Consider the following 16,030-nt stretch of genomic DNA (forward strand, 5'->3'; position numbering starts at 1 on the left):
CCGTCGCGCGGCCCGCGTCCGCCGCCCGCACCGCCGGCCGCACCGCCGCGGCGTTCGCCGCCGGCCGCGGGGGCGCCCTTGCCGGGCTCGTCGTCCAGGCGCAGCGTCAGCGAGATCCGCTTCCGCGGGATGTCGACGTCGAGGACCTTGACCCGCACGATGTCGCCCGGCTTCACCACGTCCCGCGGGTCCTTGACGAAGGTCCGCGACATCGCCGACACGTGCACCAGACCGTCCTGGTGGACGCCGACGTCCACGAACGCCCCGAAGGCGGCCACGTTGGTCACCACACCTTCGAGGAGCATCCCCGGCTCCAGGTCGCCGATCTTCTCGACGCCCTCCTTGAAGGTCGCGGTCCGGAACACCGGACGCGGGTCCCGGCCGGGCTTCTCCAGCTCCTGGAGGATGTCGGTCACCGTCGGCAGCCCGAAGGAGTCGTCGACGAAATCGGCCGGCTTCAGGGTGCGCAGCACCGTCGTGTTGCCGATCAGCGAACCGACCTCGGTGCCCGCCGACGTCACCATCCGGCGCACCACCGGATACGCCTCCGGGTGCACGCTGGAGGCGTCCAGCGGGTCGTCGCCGCCCCGGATCCGCAGGAAGCCCGCGCACTGCTCGTACGCCTTCGGGCCGAGCCGCGCCACGTCCTTGAGGGCCTTGCGGGAGCGGAACGGGCCGTTGGCGTCGCGGTGCGCGACGATGTTCTCGGCCAGGCCGGAGCCGATGCCCGACACCCGCGAAAGCAGCGGCGCGGAGGCGGTGTTGACGTCCACGCCGACGCCGTTGACGCAGTCCTCGACCACCGCGTCCAGCGAGCGCGACAGCTTCACCTCGGACAGGTCGTGCTGGTACTGGCCGACCCCGATCGACTTCGGGTCGATCTTGACGAGCTCGGCCAGCGGGTCCTGCAGACGGCGGGCGATGGACACCGCACCGCGCAACGACACGTCCAGCTCCGGCAGTTCCTGGGAGGCGAAGGCGGACGCGGAGTAGACCGAGGCGCCGGCCTCGGACACCATCACCTTCGTCAGCTTCAGCTCCGGCTGTGCCGCGATCAGATCGGCCGCCAGCTTGTCGGTCTCCCGGGAGGCGGTGCCGTTGCCGATCGCGATCAGCTCGACCCGGTGCTCGCGGGCCAGCTTCGCCAGGGTGGCCAGTGAGGCGTCCCACTTCTGCTGCGGCACGTGCGGGTAGATCGTCTCGGTGGCGGCCACCTTGCCCGTGGCGTCCACGACCGCGACCTTCACGCCCGTACGGAAGCCGGGGTCCAGGCCCATCGTGGCGCGGGTGCCGGCCGGCGCCGCGAGCAGCAGATCGCGCAGGTTCGACGCGAAGACCCGGACCGCCTCGTCCTCGGCGGCCTGCCGCAGCCGGAGCCGGAGGTCGATGCCGAGATGCACCTGGACGCGGGTGCGCCAGGCCCAGCGGACGGTGTCGAGCAGCCAGGGGTCGGCCGGGCGCCCGCGGTCCGCGATCCCGAACTTCGCGGCGATGGACCGCTCGTAGGAGCTCGGCCCCTCGGTGACCGCCGACGGGTCCTCCGGCTCCAGGGTGAGGTCGAGGACCTCCTCCTTCTCCCCGCGGAACATCGCCAGCACCCGGTGCGAGGGCAGCTCGGTGAACGGCTCGGCGAAGTCGAAGTAGTCGGCGAACTTCGCGCCGGCCTCCTCCTTGCCCTCGCGCACCTTCGCGGTCACCCGGCCGCGGGACCACATCCGCTCCCGCAGCTCACCGATCAGGTCGGCGTCCTCGCTGAACCGCTCGGTCAGGACGGCCCGCGCACCGTCCAGGGCGGCCGCCGGATCGGCGACGCCCTTGTCCGGGTCCACGAACGCCGCGGCGGCCGCGGCCGGTTCCACGGAGGGGTCGGCGAGCAGCCCGTCGGCGAGCGGCTCCAGACCGGCCTCCCGCGCGATCTGCGCCTTGGTGCGCCGCTTGGGCTTGAACGGGAGGTAGATGTCCTCCAGCCGGGCCTTGGAGTCGGCGCCGCGGATCTGCGCCTCCAGGGCGGCGTCCAGCTTGCCCTGGGTCCGTACGGACTCCAGCACCGCGGTGCGCCGCTCCTCCAGCTCCCGCAGGTAGCGCAGCCGCTCCTCCAGCGAGCGCAGCTGCGCGTCGTCGAGCGTCCCGGTGGCCTCCTTGCGGTAGCGCGCGATGAACGGGACGGTCGAGCCACCGTCGAGCAGTTCGACCGCGGCCTTCACCTGCCGCTCCTTGACGCCGAGCTCCCCGGCGATCCGCGCTTCGATGGTCCCGAGGGTCCCGATGGGCTCAGTGGCTGCCGTCACGTTGATCCTGCCCGCCTTCCAGCTCTTGCCTGAGCCTGCATTGTGCCGGGTGACCGAGCGGACTGTCGCGCCGCCCAGCCGGTGGGCGGCACCGGGGTGCGCGCGGTGCGGCGCACCCCGGTGGCCGCGGCGGCCTACTTGCCGAAGAGCGTGGCGGGGAACGCGCCCGCCTCCATGACGGCGGTGGTGAAGCCGGTCGCCAGCTCGGTGAGGCGGGCCACGCCGGCCGCGCCCAGGTGCTCGTACGGGGCCCGGTCCAGGCGGTCGGTGGTCTCCTCCAGCTGCTTGCGCAGCCGGGTGCCGGCCTCGGTCAACTGGCCCTCGTCGTCCAGGAGACCGCGGGACCGCAGCCGCTCCTGGGCGGCCCGCCAGTCCTCCTCGGTCCAGCCGCGGGTCGCCAGGACGCCGCGGGGGCTCATCCCGCGGCCGGTGGCGGTGTGGGTGACCAGCGCCTCCAGTCCGTCCAGTTCGACGTCCAGCAGCGCCATCAGGTGGCCGTCGCCGCGGTGTTCGCGCAGCAGCGTCGCGGCGTGCCAGTAGGCCAGGTGCGGGGCGTCCGGCACGGGCAGGTCGGCGTGCGCGGCGTACAGCGGCCGGGCCCGGCGGGTACAGGCCTCGGTGGCGCGCAGGGCCAGCTCGGCGGCCTCCGCCATCTCCGGCGAGGCCACCGCCTCGTCGCCGAGCAGCCGGCGCAGGGTGGCGTCGGCGGCCCGCAGCCGGGCGTCGAGCACGTCCTGCGGGGTGGTCTTCCGCCACGCCTCCGGCAGGTGCCGGGCGATCAACTCGTACTTGAAGTTGTAGAAGGTGGCCGCGACGGTGCCGGGGCCGACCGCCCCCATCGCCGCGCTGCGACAGACGAAATAGCCGGCCCGGGCGTCGTCGACGCCGACCTTGGCCATCTCGGCGGGCAGCTCCGGGGCGAAGTAGTGCGTGGAGTGGAAGGGGTTGATGACGTTGTGGCACGTGCGGCCGGCCCGCTCGGGCAGTGCGCTGTGAGAGGTCATGCGGGCAGGGTACCGACCCGTCGGTATGGCGTCGGCGGCAGGGCCCGGACGACCGCCCGGACGACCGACCGGGCGGCTTCCACGCAGGCCCCGACCAGGCAATGGCAGGAAAGGTGGGAAACCCGTCATTGCCGCCATCGGTGCCGCTGCCCAGGATGGACGGCATGGAACAGCGCGAGGTGCTGGTCGTCCTCTTCGACGGCGTGCAGGCCCTGGACGTCACCGGGCCGGTGGAGGTCTTCAGCGGCGCGGCGCAGGCCGTCCCCGGCGCCTACCGGCTCCGTACGGCCGCCCTGGACGGCGGCCCGGTGCGCACCACCAGCGGACTGACCCTGGTCCCCGACACCACGCTCGCCGCCGCCGGGCCGCCGCACACCCTGCTGGTCCCCGGCGGCCAGGGCACCCGCGCCCCCGACCCGCGACTGGTCGACTGGCTGCGGGACAACGCCCACCGGGCCCGGCGCAAGGTCTCGGTGTGCAGCGGGGCGATGCTGCTGGCCGAGGCCGGGCTGCTGGACGGCCGGCGCGCGACCACCCACTGGATGCTCTGCGACGACCTCGCCGAACGGTTCCCCGCGGTGCGGGTGGAGGCCGACCCGATCTACGTGCGGGACGGCGACCTGGCCACCTCCGCGGGCGTGACGGCCGGCATCGACCTGGCGCTGGCCCTCGTGGAGGAGGACCTCGGCCGGGACCTCGCGCTCAGCATCGCCCGCCACCTGGTGGTGTTCCTGCGCCGGCCGGGCAACCAGAAGCAGTTCAGCGCCCAGCTCGCCGCCCAGACCGCACAACGGCGGCCGCTGCGCGACGTCCAGCAGTGGATCACCGAGCACCCGGCCGCCGACCTGTCCGTCGACGCCCTCGCCGCCCGCGCCGGGCTCTCCCCGCGCCACTTCGCCCGGGCCTTCCGCGACGAGGTCGGCATGACGCCGGGTCGCTATGTCGACCGGGTACGGCTGGAGGCGGCCCGCCGCTGTCTGGAGGACACCGCCGACGGCATCGCCCAGGTGGCCCGCCACTGCGGCTACGGCACCCCCGAGGCGATGCGCCGCGCCTTCCTCCGCGCTCTGGCCGCCTCCCCGGCCGAATACCGCCGCCGTTTCCAGCCTGCCCCCACGGGCCGCTGAACGGCCCCTTCCGAGCCACTCCTCCCGATGAGCCACTCCTCCAGATGGGAACCGCCATGCAGATCGCGATCCTCCTCTACGACCGCTTCACCACCCTGGACGCCATCGGCCCCTACGAGACGCTCAGCCGCCTCCCGGCCGCCGAGACGGTGTTCGTCGGCGAGCGCGCCGGCACGTACCGCAGCGACCTCGGTTCCGTGGGGCTGGTCGCGGACGCCACGCTGGACGACATCACCGCGCCCGACGTCCTCGTCGTCCCCGGCGGCCCGGGGCAGATCGCGCACATGACGGACGGGCCGGTGCACGACTGGCTCCGCGCCGTGGACACCGCCACCACCTGGACCACCTCGGTGTGCACCGGCTCGCTGATCCTGGCGGCGGCCGGCCTCCTCAAGGGGCGCCGGGCCACCTCCCACTGGCTCGCGCTGGACCAGCTGCCGGCCCTGGGCGCCGAGCCGACCGGGGAGCGGGTGGTCTTCGACGGCAAGTACGTCACCGCGGCCGGGGTCTCGGCCGGCATCGACATGGGCCTCGCGCTGGCCGGCCGGATCGCCGGGGACACCGCGGCCCAGATCATCCAGCTCGGCATCGAGTACGACCCGCAGCCGCCCTACGACGCGGGCTCCCCGGACACGGCACCGGCCGAGGCCGTCGCGGCGCTGCGGAGCCGTACCCGGTTCGTGCTCACCGGGGAGGACGTACGGCAGGCGTAGCGCCCCTCACTTCGCGGGCCAGGTGAACCGCGGCGGCCGGCGCTCCAGGAAGGCGGCGGCACCCTCGGCGGTGTCGCCGCTCGCCCGAGCCTCGGCGGCCCAGTGGGCGCCGCGCTCCTCCGCCTCGTCCGGCGGCACGTCCCAGGTCCCGTTGGCCAGCTCCTTCGCCGCCGTCTGCGTCAGCAGCGACCGGCTCGCCAGTACGGCCGAGAACTCCGCGACCCGCTTTCCCAACTCGCCCTCGGCCAGCACCTCGTCCACCAGCCCGGTCCGCAGCGCCCGCGCGCAGTCGATCAACTCCCCCGAGAACAACAGGTACTTGGCGGCCGACGGCCCGACCAGCCGCACCAGCCGCCGGGTGGCGGACGCCGGGTAGACCACCGCCAGCTTGGCCGGCGTCACCCCGAACAGCGCCCCCTCCTCCGCGAACCGCAGATCGCAGGCGGCCGCCAACTGGGCGCCGCCGCCCACGCAGTAGCCGCGTATCGCCGCCAGCGTCGGTTTCGGAAAGGCCGCCAGCGCCTCCTCGGCCGCCACCGCCAGCCCCTGTGACTCCGCGGCCGCTCCCCGCAGCGAGCCGATGTCCGCGCCCGCGCAGAACGTCCCGCCGGCACCGGTCAGCACCAGCGACCGCACCGCGCGGTCCGCCGCCAGCCGCGCCAGCAGGGGCGGCAGATCCCGCCACATCTGGACGGTCATCGCATTGCGCTTGCCCGTGTTGCTGATGGTGACGGTCGCTGTGCCGTCGCTGAGGTGCGTCGTGAGGCCCGGTTCCATGCCCGGATATTAGAGCGACCGCGGTCCGCACGGCCGGTTACGATCGGCAGTCTGATGTCAGCAACCCTCGTCGCCAAAGACCTCGCCGCCGGCCACGGCGAGCGCGTCCTGTTCTCCGGCCTCGATCTGGTCGTCGCCCCCGGGGACGTGATCGGCCTCGTCGGCGCCAACGGCGCGGGCAAGTCCACCCTGCTGCGCCTGCTGGCCGGCCTGGCCACCCCCGAGGAGGGGGCGCTCTCCCTCAGCCCGCCCTCCGCCACCGTCGGCCTCCTCCCGCAGGAGCCCGACCGCCGCCCCGGGGAGAGCGTGCGGGCCTTCCTCGCCCGCCGCACCGGCGTGGCCGACGCCCAGCGCGCCCTGGACGACGCCACCGAGGCCCTGGCCGCGGAGCGCCCCGGCGCCGACGATGCCTATGACACGGCCTTCACCCGCTGGCTCGACCTCGGCGCCGCCGACCTCGACGAACGCGCCGAGGAGACCGCCGCCCAGCTCGGCCTCACCGTCGGCCTCGACCAGCCGATGACCGCACTCTCCGGCGGACAGGCCGCCCGGGCCTCGCTGGCCTCCCTGCTGCTCTCCCGTTACGACGTCTTCCTGCTGGACGAGCCGACCAACGACCTGGACCTGGACGGGCTGCAGCGGCTGGAGGAGTTCGTCACCGGACTGCGCGCCGGCACCGTCCTCGTCAGCCACGACCGCGAGTTCCTGACCCGCACGGTCAACCGCGTCGTCGAACTCGACCTCGCCCAGCAGCAGGTCAACAGCTACGGCGGCGGCTATGCCTCCTATCTGGAGGAGCGCGAGCGGGCCCGGCGCCACGCCCGCGAGCAGTACGAGGAGTACGCCGAGACCAAGGCCACCCTGGAGACCCGCGCCCACACCCAGCGCAACTGGATGGAGAAGGGCGTCAAGAACGCCCGCCGCAAGGCCCCCGACAACGACAAGATCGGCCGCAAGGGCCGGGTCGAGGCCACCGAGAAGCAGGCCGCCAAGGCCAAGCAGACCCAGCGCATGATCGAGCGGCTGGACGTGGTGGCGGAGCCCCGCAAGGAGTGGGAGCTGCGGATGGAGATCGCCGCCGCGCCCCGGGCCGGCGCGGTCGTCGCGACCCTGCGCGGGGCCGCGGTCCGGCGCGGCGACTTCCGCTTCGGCCCGGTGGACCTGCAGATCGACTGGGCGGACCGGGTCGCGATCACCGGTCCCAACGGCTCCGGCAAGTCCACCCTGCTGGCCGCCCTGCTCGGCCGGCTGCCGCTGGACGCCGGCCAGGCCACGCTCGGCCCCGGCGTGGTGGTCGGCGAGATCGAGCAGGCCCGCGGCCGGCTCTTCGGCGGAGGGCAGCTGGGCGACCGGCCGCTGATGGACGCCTTCCGGGCCGCCGTGCCGGACCTGCCGCCCGCCGACGTCCGCACCCTGCTCGCGAAGTTCGGCCTGAAGGCGGCCCATGTGCTGCGCCCGGCGCACACCCTCTCGCCCGGGGAGCGGACCCGGGCCGCGCTGGCCCTCCTCCAGGGCCGCGGGGTGAACCTCCTCGTCCTGGACGAGCCGACCAACCACCTGGACCTGCCGGCCATCGAGCAGCTGGAGTCCGCGCTCGCCTCGTACCCGGGCACGCTGCTGCTGGTGACGCACGACCGGCGGATGCTGGACGCGGTGCACACCACGCGCCGGATCGAGGTCGAGGCCGGGCGGATCACCGACCGGGCGGTGTGACCCGGCAGCCGGGACGCGGCGCGGCACCTGCCCGGCGGCCGGTCGGTTTATCGATTTGGATCTGCGGCGGTCGCCCCGTAAGGTGGGGGAAACCGACGCGGGGTGGAGCAGCTCGGTAGCTCGCTGGGCTCATAACCCAGAGGTCGCAGGTTCAAATCCTGTCCCCGCTACTGCACACACGGCAGGCCCGGTGCCCCGGCACCGGGCCTGCCGTGCTGTCCGCCCCCGATGGCCGGGCGGCGCGGGCCCGATGGCGGGATCGTGGGGGTGCCGTCCCGGGGGAATCCATGAACCCGGTACAAAGAGAACAGCCCCGGTCCGCAGCCCGCGGGAAACTCTCGTAATCCGCCAAAAGCCGTCGATAGACGCTGACTTGTGTTCAGCAGGCCGGTACGGACCAGCGCATTCTCAACACTCTTCCTGTGAGGATGCCTTCCGGACCCCCCGCAGAACCCCCCGACGAGCTGACCTCCCCGCTCGCGTACGAAGGTGTCTGGCGCTTCACCGCCCCGGCACTGGAGTCCTCGGTGCCGCAGGCCCGCCACGCGGTCCGGGACCTGCTCGCCGAACAGCACGTGCCGGTCGCCGCCGACATCATGGACGGCCTGCTGCTCATCGTCTCCGAACTGGTCACCAACGCCGTCCGGCACGCCGCCCTGCTCTCGCCCCAGATCGCCGTCCAGGTCACCATCGGCGGCAACTGGCTACGGGTCGCCGTCGAGGACGACCACCCCTACCGCCCCAAGGCCCTGGAGGCGGAAGAGGGTGACGTCGGGGGGCGCGGGCTGTGGCTGGTCAAGACCGTCACCGCTGAGGTGGGCGGCACCTGCGATGTCGCGCACACGCCGGGCGGCGGCAAGGCCATCTGGGCCGAGCTGCCGCTCACCCCGCTGGCTACCAGCCCGCCGACCGTCCGGTGAGCTCCCGCACCGCCGGGCGCGCCGCGTCCAGCACGGTCATGAACCACGCGGAGAACGGTGCCTCGGCATGCCGCTCGGCCAGTTCCTCCGGCGTCACGAACGCGATCTCGCCGATCTCCTCCGGGTCCGGCGCCGGCTCGGCCCGCACCAGGCCCACGAACAGGTGGTTGTACTCCTGCTCCACGAGCCCGGAGGACGGATCGGGATGGTTGTAGCGCACCGTGCCCGCCTCGGCCAGCAGCGCGGGTGCCACGCCCAGCTCCTCCGCGGTCCGGCGGGCCGCGGCCGCGAACGGCGCCTCACCGGGATACGGGTGACCGCAGCAGGTGTTGGACCACACACCGGGGGAGTGGTACTTCCCCAGCGCCCGGCGCTGGAGCAGCAGCCGGCCCTTCTCGTCGAAGAGGAAGACCGAGAACGCCCGGTGCAGCTGCCCCGGGGGCTGGTGCGCCGCGAGCTTCTCGGCGGTGCCGATCGTCGTACCGTCCTCGTCGACCAGCTCCAGCATGATCGGTTCGGCGGCGCCGCCCGGTGTGCGCACCGCCGCGTCCTCGGCGGTCTTTGCGTTGGCAGGTGTGATCGGCATGCCCATCCTTGTCGTCGGTCTACGACGCCAAGTCTGCCCTAGCCGGGTCCGCATCACCGGCAGAGCGGGTGCGCGGCGCCACACCTCCCGCGCGTCCGGCCGGGAGTGCGCCCACCTGGGCCCCACCGTGAGAGGGGCCACATCACAGGCCCGCCCGCAGGCATCCCGCGAGGCACTCCCGGGCCCCCGGGACGGGTCACCGGACCGGCCCGCGACGCTCACCACGGACCGGCATGGCCCTCGCCACACCACCCCCGGCACAACCCGCCCGCCCCGTGACCAGCCCGCTCATAACCGGCACCGGACCGAGGGCCCCGGTCGCGGGCCAGTTGTTCATGCGCCACCCGATCCACCATGATGATCGCGGCAGGCGCAGCCGTCGGTCACTCGATCGTGCGGTGAATGCGCGGTGAACGGCCGCATCCGGCGATCCGATAGCCTCTGCCGACGTGCCACCCGGCCTCCGGGCCCCCGGTGTGTCACGCCCGCTGCCCGGGTAGTCCGTATCGAATGCGGATCGACCGGCGCTGCCTTGTCAGCCTCCAAGGAGTGAGTTCGTCTGTCGACCGCCATCCTCACCGGTCCGCCGGTCGCCGGGTCGCCGCTCGAAGCCGACCTGCGCACGCTGGGCTTCGACGTCCGTACGGCGGACGACGCCGCCTCCGCCGCCGCGCTGCTCGCCGAGGTGCCCGCACAGGAGCGGGTCGCCCTCGTCGACCCCCGCTTCGTCGGCCATCTGCACGCCCTGCGGCTCGCGCTGACCGACCCCCGCTTCCCGGCCGCCGCCGTGCCCGGCGCGCTCACCGCGCAGGCCGCGGCCCGCCCGGCGCTGGCCCGCGCGGTCGGCCGGATCCCGGTCGGCGCCGGCACCGCCCACCTCACGGACGTCCTCACCGAGACGCTCACCGACTCCCTGGACCGCGACGACACCGGGCTGCACCGCGTCGAGCTGGGCAGCCTGGTCGCCACCGTCGCGCTCACCCCCGCCCAGCGCGCGGAGGCCATGGAGGCGGTCGCGGCCGTCGACGACGAGGCGATCCGGCTGCGCACCGCGGTGAAGTCCCGCGACGGCTTCTTCACGACCTTCTGCATCAGCCCGTACTCCCGCTACCTCGCCCGCTGGTGCGCGCGCCGCGGCCTCACCCCCAACCAGGTCACCACCGCGTCCCTGCTCACCGCACTGATAGCGGCGGGCAGCGCGGCCACCGGCACCCGCACCGGCTTCGTCGCCGCCGGAGTGCTGCTGCTCCTCTCCTTCGTCCTGGACTGCACCGACGGGCAGCTCGCCCGTTACTCCCTGCAGTACTCGACGCTGGGCGCCTGGCTGGACGCCACCTTCGACCGGGCCAAGGAGTACGCCTACTACGCGGGCCTGGCGCTGGGCGCCGCCCGCGCCGGGGACGACGTATGGGCCCTGGCGCTCGGCGCGATGGTCCTGCAGACCTGCCGGCACGTCGTCGACTTCGCCTTCAACGAGGCCAACCACGACGCCACCGGCAACACCAGCCCGACCGCCGCGCTCTCCGACAAGCTCGACAGCGTCGGCTGGACGGTCTGGATCCGCCGCATGATCGTGCTGCCGATCGGCGAACGCTGGGCCATGATCGCCGTCCTCACGGCGCTGACCACCCCGCGCATCGTCTTCTACGCCCTGCTCCTCGGCTGTGCGCTGGCCGCCTGCTACACCACGGCCGGCCGGGTGCTGCGCTCGCTGACCAGGCGGGCCCGGCGCACCGACCGCGCCGCCCGGGCGCTGGCCGACCTCGCCGACTCCGGGCCGCTCGCCGAGCTGATCGCCCGCGGTGCGCACGGCCGCGGCCGGACCGGTTCCTTCCTCGCCCCGGCTATGGCATTTCTCTCGGCCGCGGTACTGCTGGTCTGGGTGATCTTCGAGGCCGACCCGGCGTCCTGGCTCACCGTGGGCGTCGCCGTCTGCTCCGCGCTGCTGGCCGGTGCGGCGGTGTCCCGGCCGCTCAAGGGCGCCCTCGACTGGCTCGTCCCGCCCTTCTTCCGGGCCGGCGAGTACGTCACGATCCTCGTCCTGGCGGCCCGCGCGGACGTGCCCGGAGCGCTCCCCGCGGCGTTCGGGCTGGTCGCGGCCGTCGCCTACCATCACTACGACACCGTCTACCGCATCCGCGGTGGCACCGGGGCCCCGCCGCGGTGGCTGGTCCGGGCAACCGGCGGCCACGAGGGACGCGTCCTCGCAGTGACCGTCCTGGCAGCCGCGCTGTCCCCTGAAGGTTTCACAATCGCGCTCACGGCACTGGCCGTGGTCCTGGCGCTGCTGGTGCTCATCGAGAGCATCCGCTTCTGGGTCTCTTCCGGAGCACCCGCCGTACACGATGAAGGAGAACCCGCATGATCGGCCTCGTGCTGGCTGCCGGCGCCGGACGGCGTCTGCGCCCCTACACCGACACTCTGCCCAAGGCCCTGGTGCCGGTTGACGGGGACACCACCATCCTCGACCTGACCCTCGGCAACTTCGCCGAGATCGGCCTGACCGAGGTCGCGATCATCGTCGGCTACCGCAAGGAGGCCGTGTACGAGCGCAAGGAGGCCCTGGAGCAGAAGTACGGCCTCAAGCTCACCCTGATCGACAACGACAAGGCCGAGGAGTGGAACAACGCCTACTCCCTGTGGTGCGGCCGTGACGCCCTCAAGCACGACGTGATCCTCGCCAACGGCGACACCGTGCACCCGGTCTCCGTCGAGAAGACCCTGCTCGCCGCCCGCGGCAACGGCCAGAAGATCATCCTCGCGCTGGACACCGTCAAGCAGCTCGCCGACGAGGAGATGAAGGTCGTCGTGGACCCCGACAAGGGCGTCCAGAAGATCACCAAGCTGATGGACCCGGCCGAGGCGACCGGTGAGTACATCGGTGTCACCCTCATCGAGGGCGAGGCCGCCGCCGAGCTGGCCGACGCCCTGAAGACCACCTTCGAGCGGGACCCCGACCTCTACTACGAGGACGGCTACCAGGAGCTGGTCAACCGCGGCTTCAAGGTGGACGTGGCACCGATCGGCGACGTCAAGTGGGTCGAGATCGACAACCACGACGACCTGGCGAAGGGCCGTGACATCGCATGCCAGTACTGACCCGCCTCATTCCGTCCCCGGTCGTCGTCGACATCAACGCCGGCGCCCTGGACGACCTGGCGGGCCTGCTGGCCGATCAGCGCATCTCCGCGTCCGGCAAGCTCGCCATCGCGATCAGCGGCGGCTCGGGGGCACGGCTGCGTGAGCGGCTGGCCCCCGCGCTGCCGGGCGCCGAGTGGTACGAGGTCGGCGGCGGCACCCTGGACGACGCGATCAAGCTCGCCGACGCCATGAAGAAGGGGCACTACGACGCGGTCGTGGGCCTCGGCGGCGGCAAGATCATCGACTGCGCCAAGTTCGCCGCCGCCCGGATCGGCCTGCCGCTGGTCGCCGTCGCGACGAACCTGTCGCACGACGGCCTGTGCTCGCCGGTCGCCACCCTCGACAACGACGCCGGCCGCGGCTCCTACGGTGTGCCGAACCCGATCGCCGTGGTGATCGACCTCGACATCATCCGCGAGGCCCCGGTCCGGTTCGTCCGCTCCGGCATCGGCGACGCGATCTCCAACATCTCCGCGGTCGCGGACTGGGAGCTCTCGCACCGCGAGACCGGCGAGGCGATCGACGGACTGGCCGCCGCCATGGCGCGCCAGGCCGGCGAGGCGGTGCTCCGGCACCCCGGCGGCGTCGGCGAGGACTCCTTCCTCCAGGTGCTCGCCGAGGGGCTGGTCCTCACCGGCATCTCGATGTCGGTGGCCGGCGACAGCCGCCCCGCCTCCGGTGCCTGCCACGAGATCAACCACGCCCTGGACATCCTCTACCCCAAGCGCGCGGCGAGCCACGGCGAGCAGTGCGGCCTCGGTGCCGCCTTCGCCACGCACCTGCGCGGGGACAAGGAGACCCGGGACCTGATGGTCGAGGTGCTGCGCCGGCACGGACTGCCGGTCACGCCGGGTGAGATCGGCTTCACCGACGAGGAGTTCGTCGAGGCCGTCGCGTACGCACCCAAGACCCGCCCCGGGCGCTACACCATCCTGGAGCACCTCGACCTGTCCACCGACCAGATCAGGGACGCTTACGCCGACTATGCACAAGCCATCGGTAGCTGAGCTCCGGCCGGTCGTTCACCCCGCGGGGGTGAAGGACCGGCGGAGCGGCGAGCACTGGGCCGGCCGGCTCTACATGCGCGAGATCTCGCTGCGCATCGACCGGCACCTGGTGAACACCCGGGTCACGCCCAACCAGCTGACCTACCTGATGACCCTCTTCGGCGTCCTCGCCGCCCCGGCACTGCTGGTGCCGGGGGTCTGGGGTGCCGCGCTCGGCGTGCTGATGGTGCAGCTGTACCTGCTGCTCGACTGCGTCGACGGTGAGATCGCCCGGTGGCGCAAGCAGTACTCGCTCACCGGTGTCTGGATGGACCGTGTCGGCGCGTACCTCACCGACGCCGCCGTGCTCGTCGGCTTCGGCCTGCGCGCCGCCGACCTGTGGGGCTCGGGCCGGATCGACTGGCTGTGGGCCTTCCTCGGCACGCTGGCCGCGCTCGGCGCCATCCTGATCAAGGCGGAGACGGACCTGGTCGGCGTGGCCCGCGCGCAGAGCGGCAAGGAGCAGGTCAAGGAGACCGCGTCCGAGATGCGCTCCTCCGGTATGGCGCTGGCCCGCAAGGCCGCCGCGGCGCTGAAGTTCCACCGGCTGATCCTCGGCGTCGAGGCGTCCCTGCTGATCCTGGCCCTCGCGGTGGTGGACCAGATCCGGGGCGACCTGTTCTTCTCGCGGCTGGGCGTCGCCGTGCTCGCCGGCATCGCGCTCGTCCAGACCCTGCTCCACCTCGTGTCCATCCTCGCCTCCAGCAGGCTCAAGTGACGGGGGCGTCCCAGATGCGCGTCGGTGCGGTGATCATCACCATGGGCAACCGCCCCGAGGAGCTGCGTGCGCTGCTGGACTCGGTGGCCAAGCAGGACGGCGATCCGATCGAGGTCGCCGTCGTCGGCAACGGTTCGCCGCTGCCGGAGCTGCCCGAGGGCGTGCGGACCGTCGAGCTCCCGGAGAACGTCGGCATCCCGGCCGGCCGGAACGTCGGCATCGAGGCGTTCGGGCCGGCCGGCCGCGAGATGGACGTCCTGCTCTTCCTCGACGACGACGGGCTGCTGGCCCGGGAGGACACCGCCGAGCTGTGCCGCGAGGCGTTCGCCAAGGACCCCGAGCTCGGCATCATCAGCTTCCGGATCGCCGACCCGGACACCGGCGAGACCCAGCGCCGGCACGTTCCCCGGCTGCGCGCGTCCGACCCGATGCGCTCCTCGCGGGTGACCACCTTCCTCGGGGGTGCGAACGCGGTGCGCACCAAGGTCCTCGCGGAGGTCGGCGGGCTGCCCGACGACTTCTTCTACGCCCATGAGGAGACCGACCTGGCCTGGCGGGCGCTGGACGCCGGCTGGATGATCGACTACCGGTCGGACATGGTCCTGTACCACCCGACGACGGCACCGGCCCGGCACGCGGTCTACCACCGGATGGTGGCCCGCAACCGGGTCTGGCTGGCCCGCCGCAACCTCCCCGCCGCACTGGTTCCGGTCTATCTCGGTGTCTGGTTCCTGCTCACCCTCGCCCGCCGCCCCTCGCGGCCCGCGCTGCGGGCCTGGCTCGGCGGCTTCAAGGAGGGCTGGGCCACTCCGTGCGGTCCCAGGCGCCCCATGAAGTGGGCTACCGTTTGGCGACTGACCCGACTGGGTCGCCCTCCCGTCATCTGACAAGCTCGTATCTGAGAGCATCAGGCGCGAACCGGGGCGTGGCCCCGGCAGCGCACCTTGAGGACGAAAGTGTCAACTGTGAGCGAGACCACGCACGACAGTGCGGTCGCCATGAGTGCCCCGGCAGCTTCCGACGAAGGGCTGACCGCGGCGCAGCGGGCCCAGAAGTACGGGCTCGCGCAGAGCGGGGCGCGTCCGAGCCTCCCCGAGTACGTCCGGCAGCTGTGGCACCGGCGGCATTTCATCTCCGCCTTCGCCAGCGCGAAGCTGACCGCTCAGTACAGCCAGGCCAAGCTGGGACAGGTCTGGCAGGTGGCGACGCCCCTGCTGAACGCGCTCGTCTACTACTTGATCTTCGGTCTGCTGATCGGCACGAGGAAGGGCGTCCCCGACTTCGTGCCGTTCCTGGTGACCGGCGTCTTCATCTTCACCTTCACCCAGAGCTCGGTGATGGCCGGTACCCGGGCGATCTCCGGCAACCTGGGCCTGGTGCGGGCGCTGCACTTCCCGCGGGCCTGTCTGCCGATCTCGTTCTGCCTGATGCAGCTGCAGCAGCTGCTGTTCTCCATGGGCGTGCTGGTCCTGATCCTGCTCGGCTTCGGGCAGCTGCCGACCTGGTCGTGGCTGCTGGTCCTCCCGGCGCTGCTGCTCCAGTTCGTCTTCAACACGGGCCTGGCGATGGTCATGGCGCGGCTGGGTTCCAAGACCCCGGACCTCGCGCAGCTGATGCCGTTCATCATGCGGACGTGGATGTACGCGTCCGGCGTGATGTTCAGCATCGACCTGATCCTGAAGGGCAAGCACGTCCCGCAGTTCGTGGAGGTCCTGCTCAACGCCAACCCGGCGGCGGTCTACATCGACCTGATGCGCTTCGCGCTGATCGACAGCTTCACGGCGGACAAGTTGCCCCCGCACGTGTGGGCGTCCGCCGGCGGCTGGGCGCTGCTGATGGGCGTCGCCGGCTTTGTGTACTTCTGGAAGGCTGAGGAGCGGTACGGACGTGGCTGAGCAGAACAACGGCGTGCGGCCGACGGCGGCCGCCCAGGAGCGGATCCCGACCGTGATCGCGGACGATCTGCACATCGTCTACCGCGTCTACGGCACCGGCGC

14 protein-coding genes, 1 tRNA gene and 1 pseudogene are annotated in these 16,030 nt (G+C 72.6%); 12 read left to right on the forward strand and 4 right to left on the reverse strand.

Annotated elements, in window-relative coordinates:
• The coding region (locus ACFV1J_RS39435; protein ID WP_385866670.1) for a Tex family protein at positions 1–2,288 on the reverse strand (2,288 nt) is incomplete at its 3' end.
• Positions 2,289–2,422: 134 nt separating this feature from the next.
• A complete protein-coding gene (locus ACFV1J_RS39440) occupies positions 2,423–3,292 on the reverse strand; it encodes a hypothetical protein (RefSeq protein WP_385866672.1) in 870 nt (289 codons plus the stop codon).
• A 164-nt stretch (positions 3,293–3,456) separates the two neighbouring features.
• Here ACFV1J_RS39440 and ACFV1J_RS39445 point away from each other — a divergent pair, with 164 nt between their 5' ends.
• Both ACFV1J_RS39445 and ACFV1J_RS39450 read left to right on the forward strand, forming a co-directional pair.
• The gene (locus ACFV1J_RS39445; RefSeq protein ID WP_385866675.1) at positions 3,457–4,419 is read left to right on the forward strand and encodes a GlxA family transcriptional regulator; all 963 of its coding nucleotides are present in this window, start codon (positions 3,457–3,459) and stop codon (positions 4,417–4,419) included.
• Between the two features lie 56 nt (positions 4,420–4,475).
• A complete protein-coding gene (locus ACFV1J_RS39450; RefSeq protein ID WP_385866677.1) occupies positions 4,476–5,132 on the forward strand; it encodes a DJ-1/PfpI family protein in 657 nt (218 codons plus the stop codon).
• Between the two features lie 6 nt (positions 5,133–5,138).
• Here the strand turns inward: ACFV1J_RS39450 and ACFV1J_RS39455 are convergent, their stop codons facing one another.
• Complete coding sequence (locus tag ACFV1J_RS39455) at positions 5,139–5,909, reverse strand: enoyl-CoA hydratase/isomerase family protein (protein ID WP_385866679.1); 771 nt, start codon at positions 5,907–5,909, stop codon at positions 5,139–5,141.
• A gap of 54 nt (positions 5,910–5,963) precedes the next feature.
• Between ACFV1J_RS39455 and ACFV1J_RS39460 the strand changes: the two genes are divergently transcribed.
• The 3 genes from ACFV1J_RS39460 to ACFV1J_RS39470 all read left to right on the forward strand — a co-directional run bounded on the left by ACFV1J_RS39460 (position 5,964) and on the right by ACFV1J_RS39470 (position 8,542).
• Positions 5,964–7,622 carry an ABC-F family ATP-binding cassette domain-containing protein gene (locus ACFV1J_RS39460; RefSeq protein ID WP_385866681.1) on the forward strand — a complete coding sequence of 553 codons (1,659 nt, stop codon included), beginning with the start codon at positions 5,964–5,966 and terminating at the stop codon, positions 7,620–7,622.
• Between the two features lie 96 nt (positions 7,623–7,718).
• A tRNA-Met gene (locus ACFV1J_RS39465) sits at positions 7,719–7,792 on the forward strand.
• Between the two features lie 258 nt (positions 7,793–8,050).
• Positions 8,051–8,542: an ATP-binding protein gene (locus ACFV1J_RS39470; RefSeq protein ID WP_385866683.1), complete on the forward strand. Its 492-nt coding sequence runs from the start codon at positions 8,051–8,053 to the stop codon at positions 8,540–8,542.
• On the opposite strand, the gene idi is transcribed toward ACFV1J_RS39470, so the two are convergent.
• Entirely contained in the window at positions 8,517–9,128 is a 612-nt protein-coding gene (gene idi, locus ACFV1J_RS39475; protein WP_385866685.1) for an isopentenyl-diphosphate Delta-isomerase, read from the reverse strand. The genes ACFV1J_RS39470 and idi overlap by 26 nt on opposite strands.
• 559 nt (positions 9,129–9,687) lie before the next feature.
• Here idi and ACFV1J_RS39480 point away from each other — a divergent pair.
• The 7 genes and pseudogenes from ACFV1J_RS39480 to ACFV1J_RS39510 all read left to right on the forward strand — a co-directional run.
• The gene (locus ACFV1J_RS39480) at positions 9,688–11,493 is read left to right on the forward strand and encodes a DUF5941 domain-containing protein (protein ID WP_385866693.1); all 1,806 of its coding nucleotides are present in this window, start codon (positions 9,688–9,690) and stop codon (positions 11,491–11,493) included.
• Positions 11,490–12,227, forward strand: a complete 738-nt coding sequence (locus tag ACFV1J_RS39485) for a sugar phosphate nucleotidyltransferase (protein WP_385866687.1) — start codon at positions 11,490–11,492, stop codon at positions 12,225–12,227. The genes ACFV1J_RS39480 and ACFV1J_RS39485 overlap by 4 nt, the downstream gene beginning before the upstream one ends.
• Positions 12,215–13,276, forward strand: a complete 1,062-nt coding sequence (locus ACFV1J_RS39490; protein ID WP_030814973.1) for an iron-containing alcohol dehydrogenase family protein — start codon at positions 12,215–12,217, stop codon at positions 13,274–13,276. The genes ACFV1J_RS39485 and ACFV1J_RS39490 overlap by 13 nt, the downstream gene beginning before the upstream one ends.
• A complete protein-coding gene (locus tag ACFV1J_RS39495) occupies positions 13,254–14,033 on the forward strand; it encodes a CDP-alcohol phosphatidyltransferase family protein (protein WP_385866689.1) in 780 nt (259 codons plus the stop codon). The genes ACFV1J_RS39490 and ACFV1J_RS39495 overlap by 23 nt, the downstream gene beginning before the upstream one ends.
• Before the next feature lie 14 nt (positions 14,034–14,047).
• Complete coding sequence (locus ACFV1J_RS39500; protein WP_385866695.1) at positions 14,048–14,920, forward strand: glycosyltransferase family 2 protein; 873 nt, start codon at positions 14,048–14,050, stop codon at positions 14,918–14,920.
• Between the two features lie 78 nt (positions 14,921–14,998).
• Positions 14,999–15,928: an ABC transporter permease gene (locus tag ACFV1J_RS39505; RefSeq protein WP_385866691.1), complete on the forward strand. Its 930-nt coding sequence runs from the start codon at positions 14,999–15,001 to the stop codon at positions 15,926–15,928.
• Positions 15,921–16,030: pseudogene (locus ACFV1J_RS39510) on the forward strand (ABC transporter ATP-binding protein); the annotation flags it as partial. The gene ACFV1J_RS39505 and the pseudogene ACFV1J_RS39510, both read left to right, overlap by 8 nt.

The sequence above is a fragment of the Streptomyces sp. NPDC059649 genome (genome assembly GCF_042734445.1).
Taxonomy (GTDB): Bacteria; Actinomycetota; Actinomycetes; order Streptomycetales; family Streptomycetaceae; genus Streptomyces.